The sequence below is a fragment of the Roseomonas sp. KE0001 genome (assembly GCF_016107285.1).
In the GTDB taxonomy this organism is placed as follows: domain Bacteria; phylum Pseudomonadota; class Alphaproteobacteria; order Acetobacterales; family Acetobacteraceae; genus Pseudoroseomonas.
This window is the reverse complement of the sequence record NZ_RCVQ01000001.1, coordinates 683,424-695,960: the sequence shown is the minus strand read 5'-3', so window position 1 is coordinate 695,960 and position 12,537 is coordinate 683,424. Positions and strand designations below refer to the sequence as shown.

The following is a 12,537-nucleotide window of genomic DNA, read 5'->3' as shown; positions in this document are numbered from 1 at the left end:
TCAACGCGAGGTCAGCTGCGTCAGGCCGGTCAGGACCGCCTGCTTGCGGTCGAGATTCAGGGCTTCCGTCTCGTCGGCCAGGCGGCCAAGGGTGTCCCACAGCGAGGCCCAGTCGGCAAGCGGGCGGGCGGCGATGAAGGCCGGCGCCTCCCCTCCCCGCGCGGCCTCGCGGATGGCCGAGCCCAGGGCATCGCGCAGCAGGGTGATGAAGGTGCCGAAGGCGCTGCCGTCCCTGCGTGCCGCCAGGCTGTCGGCCAGGGCATGCAACTGCCGCCCGTCCAGATCGGGAAGGCCATGCAGGACCGTCTCGACGCTGCGCTGGAGCGTCAGCCCGTCCTCCTCGAACAGCCGGAGCGCACGTCCTGGCGCGCCACCGGAGATCCGCGCCAGAAGCTGAAGCTCAGCCTCCGGCAGGTCGGGCAGCCAGGCCGAGAGGACGGCCTCCATCTCGGCCGGAGGCAGGGGGAACAGCTCGATCCGGCGGCAGCGGCTGCGGATCGTGGGCAGGAGGCGGTCCGGCGCGGCGGTGGTCAGCAGCAGCAGGCTGCGGCTGGGCGGCTCCTCCAGGGTCTTCAGCAGGGCGTTCTGCGCCTCCGGGTTCATCGCTTCGGCCTGCTCGATGACGACGATCCGCCAGCCGCCTTCCGCCGCCGTCAGGCCCAGGAAGCGCGGCACTTGGCGAACCTCGTCCACCCGGATCATCAGCTTCACGCCCCGCTCCCCCGCATTCGGCGCCAGCACGCGCAGGTCGGCATGCCCGCCGGCGGCGACACGGCGGAAGACCGCATCCTGCGGCGGCAGGTGGAGCGGCGGCGAGGAGGGCGGACGGCCGGCCAGCAGCCATCGCGCGAAACGATAGGCCAGCGTCGCCTTGCCGGTGCCCTGCGGCCCCGAGATCAGCCAGGCATGGTGCAACCGTCCTCCCCGGCCCGCCGCCTCCAGTGCCGCCATGGCGGCGTCGTGGCCGTACAGGTCAGGATTGGCCCGCGCCTCCGGGGGGATCACAGCGGTGCCCCGAGCCGATCCGCGAGGACGGCCATGGCCTCCCGCCGCAGCGCCTCGGCCGGCTGCCGCGCATCCAGGATCTGGCAGCGGTCCGGCTCCGCCGTGGCGATGGCCCGGAAGGCGGCGTGGACACGGGCGTGGAAGGGGGCGCCCAGGCGCTCGAACCGATCGGGCAGGCCACGCGACAGGGCCCTGCGCATGCCTTCCGCCGGCGGCAGGTCGAGCACCAGCGTCAGGTCGGGCCGGAAGTCCCCGAGGGCCACATCGGACAGCTTCCGGTACAGGGACAGGTCGAGGCCATGCCCATGGCACTGATAGGCCAGGGTGGAATCGGCGAAGCGGTCGCAGACCACCCAGATCCCGGCCGCTAGGGCGGGACGGATGGTCTTCTCCAGGTGCTCCCGCCGGGCGGCGAACATCAGCATGGCTTCCGCGACCGGATCCCAGTCCACGCTACCCTGCAGCAGAAGCGCGCGCAGCACCTCGGCACCCGGAGCGCCACCCGGCTCCCGGGTCCTCAGCACCGGCAGGCCGGCCTCCGCCAATGCTCGAGCCAGGCCGCCGGACAGGGTGGTCTTTCCGGCGCCCTCGCCGCCTTCCAGCGTGATGAAGGCCGATCGCGCCGCGGGCCGCCCCACCTCAGCCTGAGATCAGGCGGCCGAGAACCGCCGGAATCCGCTGCACCAGGCCGAGCTTCGCGACATCCGCCCCGGCATAGAGCGGCAGGACCATGGGCGGTACGCCCTGGCCGGAGACTTCCAGCTGGCCAGCCTCCTGCCCCTTGGCCACCGGAGCCTGCAGAGGACTGTCATACCGCAGCTTCACCGTCAGGCTGCGCCGCCATTGCCGCGGCAGCGTCAGCACCAGATCCTTGCCGCCGACCAGGGGGATTGTCGGCCTGTCACCGAGATAGACAGGCGCCTCCTCCACCGTATCGGCGGCGCGGAACAGCACGACGTTCTCGAACTCCCGGAAGCCCCATTCCATCAGCCGCTCGGACTCCTCGGCCCGCGCGCGCATCGAGTTCAGGCCGTTGACCACCAGGATCAGTCGCCGGTCGCCCCGCTTGGCGGTGCCGGTCAGCCCGTAGCCCGCATCCTCCGTATGCCCGGTCTTCAGCCCGTCGGCGCCCGCGACGCGGCCCAGCAGCGGATTGCGGTTCTCCTGGTTGATGTCGTGCCAGCGGAAGGAGCGCTCGCTGTAGAAGCGGAAGGCGTCCGGGAAATCGTGGATCAGGCGGCTGGCCAGGATCGCCAGGTCGCGCGCCGTCATGCGGTGCTCGGGGTCGGGCCAGCCGGTCGCGTTGCGGAAGTGGCTGTCCTTTAGGCCGATCCGCTTGCCGTACTCGTTCAGAAGCTCGGCAAACTGCTGCTCGCTGCCGCTGATGCCCTCGGCCAGGACGATGCAGGCATCATTGCCCGACTGGATGATCACACCCCGTGCCAGGTTCTCGACACTGACGGAGCTGCCGAGCTCGACGAACATCTTGGAGCCGCCCATGCGCCAGGCGCGCTCGCTGACCGGCAGCTCCTGGTCCCAGCGCAGCCGCCCCTGCTTCAGCAGGTCGAAGACGACGTACATCGTCATCAGCTTCGACATCGAGGAAGGCGGCATCAACTCATCCGCGTTCTTCTCGAGCAGCACCGCGCCGGTATCAGCGTCGATGATGAGGGCCTGCCGGGCTTGCGTATCCACCGGCCCGAGAGGCGTGGTCGCCGGGCTGGTCGGCGGCGGGGCCGGTCGCGCGGCCGGGCGGCGCTGCGCCAGGGCCTCTCCCGCACCGGTGGTGGTCAGCGCGCCGGCGGCGACAACCGCGCCGGCACCGCCCAGCAACTCGCGGCGAAGCGGCATGGCGGGGATTCTCCTCATGGGGCTCAGTCGATCAGGATGCGGGCTTCGGACAGGCCGGACCGGAGCACGGCCTCGAGCGCTGTATCCGCCTGCGCGACGGATGCATAGGGGCCAAGGCGGACACGGTATTCGGGCCGGCGGGACGGGCCATGGCTCTCGACCCGGGCGCCGATCCGCGCCGCCTGCCGCTGGGCGTCGGCCCGATTGAAGAAGGTGCCCGCCTGGATGACCATCCGGCCGGGACGGGGCGGCAGCGTGGCGACCTCCTCCGGCAGCCGGAGCGGCGGCGGCGCGGGAGCCGCCACCTCCTCCGCCGCGCGGCGGCCCGGCGGAGACGCGGCCGGGCCGGCCTGGCTCCGGGTGCCTGGCAGCGGTGCCAGCGCCTCGCCTTCCAGCGCCCCGCGGGGCGCCGTGGCGACAGCCAGAACAGTGGAGACATCCTGCGGCGACGTGGCGGACAGGGCGCGCGACAGCCCCGGCTCGACCGCCAGGGCGATCTGCGCCCCGCCCGCCGCCGGAATGCGAAGCAGATCCGCGGCGCGGCGGGACAGCTCCAGCACCCGCCCCGGATGCTCCGGCCCCCGGTCATTCACCCGCACCAGGAGGCTGAGCCCATTCTCGAGATTGGTCACCCGCAGGATGGCCGGCAGCTGCAGGGTCCGGTGCGCCGCCGTCAGGAGGGCTGGATCATGGACCTCGCCATTGGCGGTTCGCCGCCCGGCACGCGGATCGGCCACGACACTCGCCAGGCCGGTCTCCTGCAGGCCGAAATCCTCCTTCGGATAGGACCAGACCCCGCCCATCTGGTAGGCCCCGCCGATCAGATAGCGGCCGCCTGCCGCCGGACCCGATGGCGCGGGAGGCCGATGGCAGGCCGTGACCAGCACCGGCAGCGCCAGGCCCATGCCGAGGACGGCGCGGCGCCTCATGCCACGAGATCGGACAATAGCCCGACGGCGAGGGCGTAGTAGTCGGAGGGATTGTATCGACGAATCACGTTGAAGTTCTGGTAGACCGCGAAGGCCTGCCCGCCCGCCCCGCCGGGCAACAGGATAGAGGTGGCCATGTCCAGCGGCGGCAGGGGCGTGCCGTCGCTGGCCCGGACCCCGGCCTGCACCCAGTCGCGCAGCGGGCGGCGCGTGCCGCGGCCGGCCTGCCCGCGATCGAAGCCCGAGGGCAGCAGGACCTCACGCCCCCAGCGCTCGTCCCCGCGCCAGCCATTGCGGCCGAGATAATTGGCGATGGAGGCCAGGGCATCGGCCCGGTTGTCCCAGATGTCGCGCCGGCCATCGCCATCGAAGTCCACGGCGAGACGCTCGAAGCTCGAGGGCATGAACTGCGGGTGCCCCATGGCGCCCGCGTAGCTGCCCCGCATCCGCTCCGGCGTGACATCCCCCGCCTGCAGGATCCGCAGGGCCGCCATCAGCTCGCCACGGAAGAAATCGTGACGCCGCCCGTCCCAGGCCAGCGTGGCCAGGGCCTCGATCACGTTGAAGGTGCCGGTGAAGCCGCCATAGTTCGTCTCCAGGCCCCAGACGGCGACGACCACGCGGGGAGACACCTGGTAGCGTTGCCAGATGGCATCCAGAAGCGCCTGGTTGTCCTGGAAGGCCTGCCGGCCACGCTCGATGCGCTGGGCGGAAAGCCGGCTGTCCCGGTACTGCTCCCAGGTCAGCGTGAACTCGGGCTGGCGCCGGTCAAGCTCAAGCACCTTCTCGTTCGGTCGTATCCCCGTCAGGGCCCTTTGCAGCACGGATTGCGAGATCCCCGCACGCCGGGCATCCGACGCGACCTCAGCCATGAAGGCCTCGAAGCTGGAGGTGGCGGCCTGCGCACCGGTTGCGGCAAGCGCAGGGAGGGCGGCGACTCGGGAGAGGAGGAAACGACGACTGACCATGCGCGAGAGGTGCCATGAGGGCCCGCCGGACTGCAACCGCTGGCGTCATGCGCTGCGGCTCCTGTTACTTAAGGGCGAAAGAGAGTTGACCAAGTTCATTGCGATTTCGCATCAAATTGTGTCGGAAGCGGCTCCCTGTGGCCGCATCCCACTTCCCTTAAGGCAGCGAGAGCGCTAACGGCGCGTGCGGGACGATGCGACATCGCGTCCGCAGACGGATGGGTGGCCGAGTGGTTTAAGGCAGCGGTCTTGAAAACCGCCGTAGGGGTAACTCTACCGTGGGTTCGAATCCCACCCCATCCGCCAGACGCCGCCCCTAGCCCTCCACGATGCCGATGAGACCCCTCAGGGCGATAATCCACGGTCATCCGTTCGGCGCTGGTCCCATCCCCCGCCTTTCCGGCCGGTCAGGGCGCTCGCAGGAGGGCGCCGCCAAGGGTCGCCAGGCGCTGCGTGCCGTCGGCCAGGACGGAGGCCGCCTCCGCGCAGAAGGACGGCAGGACGGCGCCGGCGAGATGGCAGATCCCGCCGGCGGCCCAGTCCGCGCGGATCGTACTCCGTTCAGCCAAGCCGCCCCAGGACCATGACAGGATCACAGCCACGATCAGCGGCTCGAAGGGCGAACCGGTCCGGCACAGCGGCAAGGCATAGGTGCCCTTGAAAGGCCAGGCGAGGCGGAGGCCACCGGGCGTCAGCAGGTCTGCCGCCAGATGAGAGACATAGCCGACCGCCAAGGGCGCCGCGACGACGAAAGGCACGTCATGGCGCAGCAACACGGCAAGACAGGCGAGGAGCGCCAGCAGCGAATGGGTCATTCCCCGGTGGCCGAAGATCGCGGCACAGGGGCGGGAGATGAACCACAATCGCCGGCCCACCCAGGATTTCGGATGGTCGATATCCGGCGCCAGCGCCCCCGCCACGGCCAGGCCGAGCAGGGCCGGATCCAGGGCCGGCAGACCCAGCCTGGGCGCCGCCAGCATCCAGGCGGCCGCACCCAGAGCGACATGCGAGCCCGCCATCATGACAGCCGGACAACCCCTTGACGATGCAAACTCAAACTAGGAGTCAGGAATCAAGGGTACAAGACTGATTCCAAGGGATTCTGTGGCTCAGACCCGCCTCAGGGATGCTTTGGCGGCCTGAGGGTCTATATTGGCGGCGTGAATCTCGTCTCCTCCAATCGCGGCCACCTCGATATCGAGGTCGTCTATGATCTCGTCTGCCCCTGGTGCTTCCTGGGCGCCAGGCGGCTGCGACGCATGCTGGCCCGGCGCGCCGATATCCTGACGACGGTGCGCTGGCGTCCGTTCCTGCTGAATCCGGAGCTGGGTGCCGGGGCGGGCCATCGGCACGAGCAGGCCGCCCGCCGCTTCGGCAGCGAGGAGCGCATGCGCCGGCTGCACGCCACCATGACGGAGCTGGGCCGGCCGGAAGGCATCGATTTCCGTTTCGAACGCATCCGCCGCGTCCCCTCCTCCGTCGACGCGCACCGCCTGGTCCGCTTGGCGGGGCAGCACGGCATTGCCGATGCGCTGGTGGATGGGCTGTTCACGGCGCATTTCAGCGAGGGCGCCGACATCGGTGACCACGAGGTCCTGGCCCGGCTGGGTGAGCGCTACGGGCTCGACCAGCGCACCGTCCTGCGGTTTCTCGCGACCGGCCTGGAGGTGGAGGCGGTCCATGCGGAGAACCTCCGGGCCCATCGCCTCGGCATCAATGGGGTCCCTTGCTTCGTGATTTCCGGAGGCGGCGGCATCGGGTCGAGCCACGCCATCGCCGGCGCCCAGGAGCCGGAAGTCCTGGGGCGCCTGCTGGACGTGGCCCTGGCCGAAGCGATGGAGTTCTGAGGCAAGCCGGTGTCAGGCGGCGCGCCCCTGCGCCGCGACGCCGGCCAGCGCGGCCAGCATGTCCTTCGCGGTACGGACGCGCGTCTTCAGGTCCATTTCCCGCACCATGGCCAGCTTGTGGTCCGGCCGCAGTTTCACCAGCCCCTTCTGGGCTGTCACCCAGTTCACCAGCCCGCCCGGATTGGCGAAACGGTTCTGGCGGAAGGTCAGGACAATGCCCTTCGGCCCGGCATCAAGCTTCTCGACACCCGCCTGCCGGCAGAGGTGCTTGATGGAGACGACCTGAAGCAGGTTCTCGACCTCCGCCGGAAGCGGGCCGAAGCGATCGGCGAGCTCGGCCGCCATGGCCTCGACCTCGGCCTCGCCCGCCAGGGCACCGATGCGCCGGTAGAGACCGAGACGCACCGGCAGGTCGGCCACGTAGCTCTCGGGGATGAGGACCGGCAGGCCGAGATTGATCTGCGGCGTCCACTCGCGATCCTCCTCATCCCGGCGCCCCTGCCCCGCCTTGATGGTCGCCACCGCCTCCTCCAGCATCTGCTGGTAGAGTTCGATGCCGACCTCGCGGATATGACCCGACTGCTCGTCGCCGAGCAGATTGCCGGCACCGCGGATATCGAGGTCATGGCTGGCCAGCGTGAAACCGGCGCCGAGATTGTCCAGCGTCTGCATCACCGCCAGGCGCTTCTCCGCCGAGCCCGAAAGGCGCTGCGCCGCCGGCCAGGTCAGATAGGCATAGCCACGCAGCTTGCCCCGGCCCACCCGGCCGCGAAGCTGGTAAAGCTGCGCCAGACCGAACATGTCGGCGCGATAGATGATGAGAGTATTGACCGCGGGCATGTCGAGCCCGCTCTCGACGATGTTGGTCGCCAGCAGGATGTCGTACTTGCCGTCGCCGAACTCGGTCATGACGCGTTCGAGCTCGGTCGGGGTCAGCCTCCCATGCGCCTGCACCGTGCGCGCCTCCGGCACGATCTCGGCCAGGCGGGCGGCCATTCTCGGCAGGTCCTCCAGGCGTGGCACCACGCAGAAGATCTGCCCGCCACGGAAGCGCTCGCGCTGGATCGCCTCGCGGATGACGACCGAATCGAAGGGCATGATGAAGGTGCGTACCGCCAGGCGGTCGACCGGCGGCGTGGCGATGACGCTCATCTCCCGCACCCCCGTGAGCGCCAGCTGCAGCGTCCGCGGAATCGGCGTCGCCGTCAGCGTCAGGACATGGACATCGGCCCGCAGCGCCTTGAGCCTCTCCTTGTGCGCCACGCCGAAATGCTGCTCCTCATCGACGATGACGAGGCCGAGGTCGGCGAAGTCGATGCCCTTGGCCAGCAAGGCATGCGTGCCGACCACGATGTTGATGGAGCCGTCGGCGAGCCCGGCCTTGACCGCCGCCGCCTCCTTCGCCGTGACCATGCGGGAGAGCTGGGCGACCTTGATCGGCAATCCCGCGAAGCGGGCGGTGAAGGTGCGGAAATGCTGGCGCGAGAGAAGAGTGGTCGGCACCACCACGGCCACCTGCGCGCCGGTCATGGCGACGACGAAGGCGGCCCGGAGGGCGATTTCCGTCTTGCCGAAGCCGACATCGCCGCAGATCAGGCGGTCCATGGGCCGGCCGGCCGACAGATCCTCCAGCACATCGGCGATGGCGCGCTGCTGATCCTCGGTTTCGGCGAAGGGGAAGCGCGCGCAGAACTCGTCCCAGGCCCCTTCGGGCGGGGTGGCCAGATGGGCTTCCTTGACCTTGCGCTCCGCCGCGACCCGGATCAGCTGGCCCGCCATGTCGGCGATCCGCTGCTTGGCCTTGGCCTTGCGGTTCTGCCAGGAGGTGCCGCCCAGCTTGTCCAGCGTCGCCCCGGCGGTGTCGCTGCCGAAGCGCGACAGCAGCTCGATGTTCTCGACCGGCAGGAACAGCCTGTCGCCGCCGTCATAGACCAGGCGGAGGCAGTCATGCGGGGCGCCCGAGACCTCGATGGTCGCCAGGCCGTCATAGCGGCCGATGCCATGCTCCTGGTGCACGACCAGGTCGCCCTCGGCGATCTCGGTGGCATCGGCGATGAACTGGTCCGCCCGCTTGCGGCGCCGCGGCGGCCGGGCGATGCGCTCGCCGAGAAGATCCTGCTCGCCGGTGACGGCGATGGCGCCGCCCTTGCCGCCTTCCGGGCCCGGCCCGACGAAGCCGCGCTCCAGGCCATAGACGACGAGGCCGATCATGCCGGCCGGCAGGCGCCGGGCCGCCGCCCAGTCCTCCACCGGCTGCGCGGTCACGCCATTCTCGCGCAGCAGGTTGCCCAACCGGTCCCGCGAGCCCCGGGTCCAGGCGGCGACGAGCGGGCGGTGGCCGCTCCGCGCCAGGCTCTCGGCCTGCTCGCGGAAGGCGGTGAAGACATTCTGCCCCGAGGCCCGCGCCTCCGCGTAGAGGCGCCCTGGCCGCCCTCCGGCCTCGATACCCTCCGCGCCCTCGGGCCGGGGGAAAGGGCTGAAGGAGAGCAGCGGGCCGCCCGACAGCATGGCATCCCAGTCGGCGCGGCTGAGGTAGAGCCGGCCCGGCGGCACCGGCCGATAAGGCACCTCCCCCTCGCGGGACGGGCCGCGCCGCGCCTGATAGTGATCCTCGATCATCTCGAGCCGGGCCTCGAGCGCGTCCCCGGCCTGGTGGTCCAGGCTGACGGAGGCGCCGGGCATGTAGTCGAGCAGCGTCGCCATGCTCTCATGGAACAGCGCCGCCCAATGCTCCATGCCGGGGTGGCGCCGGCCGGCGGAGATCGAGACGTAGAGGGGGTCTTCGCCGGAGGCCGGGCCGAAGAGGTCCCGGTAGCCGGTCCGGAAGCGCGCGATCGAGGCCTCGTCGAGGAAGACCTCGCCAACCGGCCGCAGCCAGAGCTCCTGCAGGACCGCGCCGCTTCGTTGCGTCTCGGTGGAGAAATGGCGCAGGCTCTCGATCTCGTCGCCGAAGAGGTCCAGGCGAACCGGCTCCGCTTCACCGGCCGGATAGAGATCGACGATGCCACCGCGCACGGCGTACTCGCCCGGCTCCATCACGGTCGCCACCCGGCCATAGCCATTGGCCTCCAGGAAGCCGGCCAGCCGCTCGGGCGCGATGCGGCCGCCACGGCGCAGCAGCAGCGTCGCGTCCGCGAAGACCGCGGGCGGCGGAATGCGCTGCACCAGGGCATTCACGGTGGTCAGCACGAGCCTGGGCCGCTGCCCGGTTTCCAGCAGCCGGGTCAGCGTCGCGACGCGCTCGGCCACGAGTTCGGCATGCGGCGAGACCCGGTCATAGGGCAGGCAATCCCAGGCCGGTAGGCGCAGCACCTCGATCTCCGGCGCGAAGAAGCCGAGCCCCTCCTGCATCCGGGCCATGCGCGCATCGTCCCGGCAGACATGCAGCACCGGTCCGGAAAACTCCCGCCTGCGGCGGGACAGCAGAAGGGCGTCGAAACCCTCGGGAGCGCCGTAGACGGTCAATGCGGTCATGCGCGGCGCGCGGCCTCCGGCACGCCGGCGCCGGTGCGGGAGCATTCCTCCCGCATCCGCGCCATCATCGGCGTCATGACCTCCGGAGGGATGGGCCGGCGGCCACTGAGCCAATCGGCCAGGTCGACATCGAGATGGTCGAGCACCGCCTCCAGCTCGTCCAGCTCCGGGTCGGTGAAGACGGCGATATGGCGCGCCACGAAGCCGCCGACCATCAGGTCGGTCTCCTTCGTGCCGCGATGGTGAGCCCGGAACAGCAGGCGGCGGCGGCGGGGGGTCAGCTCGGGGGTGGTGTTTTCGGTCAGGGACATGTCGGCGCCTTATCAGGCTGGCATATAGAGGCTGATGGGAATCATGTCAGCCCAAGAGGCCGAACTGTATCCGGCGGCGCCGCTCCTGGCGCCGCTGTCCAGCCTGCCCTTGCCGGAGGAGAAACGGAAGCGCCTGGCCCAGGCCGTCGAGGGCGACAGGCTGATCGACCTGCTCTTCCACATGCCGGAACGCTACCAGGACCGCCGGGCGAGCCTGCCGCAGGAAGGCGACGTCGCCACGCTGGAGGTCCGGGTGCTCAGCGTCCAGCCGCCCCGCAGCCCGACGCAGCCCTGGTCGGTCTGCTGCGAGTCGCCGGCCGGCCTTCTCGACCTGATCTATTTTGGCCGGCGCTCCTGGCTCGGCGCCTGGCTCGGCCGCACCTATCCGGAGGGCGCGGTCCGTCGCGTGTCCGGGCGGATGAAGCGCTTCCGAGACCGCTGGCAGATGGAGGCCCCCGACTTCGTCTCTCCGCCCGACGACATTCCCGAGATCCAGCCCATCTGGCCGCTGGTGCGCGGCCTCGGTCAGCGGGATGTCGGGCGCGCCATGGCGGAGGTGTGCGGGGCCCTGCCCGACCTGCCCGAATGGCAGGATCGCAACCTCCTGGCACGGCGCCGCTGGCCTGCCTTCGGCGAGGCCCTGCGCGCCCTGCAGATGCCGGACGAGCCGCCTCCCGAGGCACCGCGCGAGCGGCTGGCCTATGACGAGCTGCTGGCCGGACAGCTCGCCGTCGGCCTGGTGCGCCGTACCGTCCTGCACCGCCCGGGGCGTGCCCTGATCGGCAGCGGCCTGCTCCGGGAGGCCGCCCTGAAGGCCTTCGGCTTCCCGCCCACCGCCGCGCAGGAGCGGGCCCTGGCGGAGATCGATGCCGACCTGGCGGCGCCGCGGCGCATGCTCCGCCTGCTGCAGGGCGATGTCGGCGCCGGCAAGACGCTGGTTGCCGTGCTGGCCATGCTGCGTGCCGTCGAGGGCGGCGCCCAGGCGGCGCTGATGGCGCCCACCGAGCTGCTGGCCCGGCAGCATCTGAGGACGCTGGAGAAGCTGGCGGGCGCGGCGCGGGTGCCCTGCGCGCTGCTCGCCGGCTCGGTCAAGGGCAAGGCGCGGCGGCAGGTGCTCGAAGGGTTGGCCCGGGGTGATCTCCCCCTGGTCGTGGGCACCCACGCGCTGATCGAGGAGGGGGTGGCCTTTCATGACCTCGGCCTTGTGGTTGTGGACGAGCAGCATCGCTTCGGCGTGGCGCAGCGCCTGGCCCTGGCCGAGAAGGGCACGACCGATGTCCTGGTCATGACCGCGACCCCGATCCCCCGCACGCTGCTACTGACGCAATGGGGAGACATGGCGGTCAGCCGGCTTGAGGGCCGGCCCGCCGGACGGCAGCCCATCGTGACGCGAATCATCAGCCGCGAGCGGCGCGCGGAGCTGACGGCGCGGCTGCGCGCCGCCTTCGCCGCCGGGCACCGGGCCTACTGGGTGGTGCGGGCGGTGGAGGAAGGCGAGAGACACGACAACGCCGCCGCGGAGACCACCTTCGCCGAGCTGGCCGCCCTGTTCGGCGACAAGGTCCGCCTGGCCCACGGCGCCCAGAAGCTGGAGGTCCGCGAGGCCGCCCTGCAGGACTTCGCCTCCGGCCGCGCGCAGCTCCTGGTTGCCACGACGGTGGTCGAGGTCGGTGTGGACGTGCCGGACGCCACCATCATGATCATCGAACAAGCCGAGCGTTTCGGCCTCGCCGCCCTTCACCAGTTGCGTGGCCGCGTGGGCCGCGGTCCGGCGCAGTCCTTCTGCCTGCTGCTCCCCTCCGCCGAGCTGAACGAATCCGAGCAGCGCCGGCTGGCCGTGCTCCGGGACACGCAGGACGGTTTCGTCATCGCCGACGCCGATCTCGACCACCGCGGCGGCGGCGATGCCCTCGGCCTTCGCCAGGCTGGCCGCCTGGGCCGCCGCATCGCCGATCCGCAGCGCCACGGCGGCATGATCCGCATGGCCCATCAGGACGCCGCGCTGCTGCTGGAGAAGGACCCGGAGCTGCGGGCCACGCCGCGCGGGCGCGCGGCCCGGATGCTGCTGGCCCTGTTCGGCCATGACCTCACCCTCGCTCCGCTCGCCGCGGGCTGAGTCCGCCGCGACAATCCGATACAGCGCCGGGGCTTG

General features: G+C 70.9%; 10 protein-coding genes and 1 tRNA gene. 3 read left to right on the top strand and 8 right to left on the bottom strand.

Features of this window, described 5'->3' with window-relative positions; all coding sequences use genetic code 11:
• The 5 genes from D9598_RS03260 to D9598_RS03240 are packed head-to-tail and all read right to left on the bottom strand — an operon-like array spanning position 1 to position 4,753.
• Positions 1–1,005, bottom strand: coding sequence for a DNA polymerase III subunit delta' (locus D9598_RS03260; RefSeq protein WP_198364939.1), 1,005 nt, complete (start codon positions 1,003–1,005; stop codon positions 1–3).
• The gene (gene tmk / locus D9598_RS03255) at positions 1,002–1,643 is read right to left on the bottom strand and encodes a dTMP kinase (RefSeq protein WP_198364938.1); all 642 of its coding nucleotides are present in this window, start codon (positions 1,641–1,643) and stop codon (positions 1,002–1,004) included. Before tmk ends, D9598_RS03260 begins: the two co-directional genes overlap by 4 nt.
• A 1-nt stretch (position 1,644) precedes the next feature.
• The gene (locus D9598_RS03250; RefSeq protein WP_198364937.1) at positions 1,645–2,856 is read right to left on the bottom strand and encodes a D-alanyl-D-alanine carboxypeptidase family protein; all 1,212 of its coding nucleotides are present in this window, start codon (positions 2,854–2,856) and stop codon (positions 1,645–1,647) included.
• 23 nt (positions 2,857–2,879) lie between these two features.
• Positions 2,880–3,785, bottom strand: coding sequence for a septal ring lytic transglycosylase RlpA family protein (locus D9598_RS03245; RefSeq protein WP_198364936.1), 906 nt, complete (start codon positions 3,783–3,785; stop codon positions 2,880–2,882).
• A complete protein-coding gene (locus D9598_RS03240) occupies positions 3,782–4,753 on the bottom strand; it encodes a lytic transglycosylase domain-containing protein (protein ID WP_198364935.1) in 972 nt (323 codons plus the stop codon). Before D9598_RS03240 ends, D9598_RS03245 begins: the two co-directional genes overlap by 4 nt.
• A 216-nt stretch (positions 4,754–4,969) precedes the next feature.
• On the opposite strand from D9598_RS03240, the gene D9598_RS03235 reads away from it, so the two are divergent.
• Positions 4,970–5,059 (top strand) — tRNA-Ser (locus tag D9598_RS03235).
• Between the two features lie 101 nt (positions 5,060–5,160).
• Here D9598_RS03235 and D9598_RS03230 read toward each other — a convergent pair.
• Positions 5,161–5,775, bottom strand: coding sequence for a metal-dependent hydrolase (locus tag D9598_RS03230; protein ID WP_198364934.1), 615 nt, complete (start codon positions 5,773–5,775; stop codon positions 5,161–5,163).
• 138 nt (positions 5,776–5,913) lie between these two features.
• Here D9598_RS03230 and D9598_RS03225 point away from each other — a divergent pair, with 138 nt between their 5' ends.
• Positions 5,914–6,600 carry a DsbA family oxidoreductase gene (locus D9598_RS03225; RefSeq protein ID WP_198364933.1) on the top strand — a complete coding sequence of 229 codons (687 nt, stop codon included), beginning with the start codon at positions 5,914–5,916 and terminating at the stop codon, positions 6,598–6,600.
• Positions 6,601–6,612: 12 nt separating this feature from the next.
• Here the strand turns inward: D9598_RS03225 and mfd are convergent, their stop codons facing one another.
• Complete coding sequence (gene mfd / locus D9598_RS03220) at positions 6,613–10,074, bottom strand: transcription-repair coupling factor (RefSeq protein WP_232476826.1); 3,462 nt, start codon at positions 10,072–10,074, stop codon at positions 6,613–6,615.
• Positions 10,071–10,385 carry a succinate dehydrogenase assembly factor 2 gene (locus D9598_RS03215; protein WP_198364931.1) on the bottom strand — a complete coding sequence of 105 codons (315 nt, stop codon included), beginning with the start codon at positions 10,383–10,385 and terminating at the stop codon, positions 10,071–10,073. Before D9598_RS03215 ends, mfd begins: the two co-directional genes overlap by 4 nt.
• 34 nt (positions 10,386–10,419) lie before the next feature.
• Here D9598_RS03215 and D9598_RS03210 point away from each other — a divergent pair, with 34 nt between their 5' ends.
• Positions 10,420–12,501: an ATP-dependent DNA helicase RecG gene (locus tag D9598_RS03210; RefSeq protein ID WP_198364930.1), complete on the top strand. Its 2,082-nt coding sequence runs from the start codon at positions 10,420–10,422 to the stop codon at positions 12,499–12,501.
• Positions 12,502–12,537: the final 36 nt, after the last annotated feature.

Coding starts and splice junctions, on each gene's coding strand:
- D9598_RS03250 (WP_198364937.1), bottom strand. CDS start 2,856: ATGCCGCTTCGCCGCGAGTTGCTGGGCGGTGCCGGCGCGGTTGTCGCC.
- D9598_RS03245 (WP_198364936.1), bottom strand. CDS start 3,785: ATGAGGCGCCGCGCCGTCCTCGGCATGGGCCTGGCGCTGCCGGTGCTG.
- D9598_RS03240 (WP_198364935.1), bottom strand. CDS start 4,753: ATGGTCAGTCGTCGTTTCCTCCTCTCCCGAGTCGCCGCCCTCCCTGCG.
- D9598_RS03230 (WP_198364934.1), bottom strand. CDS start 5,775: ATGATGGCGGGCTCGCATGTCGCTCTGGGTGCGGCCGCCTGGATGCTG.
- mfd (WP_232476826.1), bottom strand. CDS start 10,074: ATGACCGCATTGACCGTCTACGGCGCTCCCGAGGGTTTCGACGCCCTT.
- D9598_RS03215 (WP_198364931.1), bottom strand. CDS start 10,385: ATGTCCCTGACCGAAAACACCACCCCCGAGCTGACCCCCCGCCGCCGC.
- D9598_RS03210 (WP_198364930.1), top strand. CDS start 10,420: ATGGGAATCATGTCAGCCCAAGAGGCCGAACTGTATCCGGCGGCGCCG.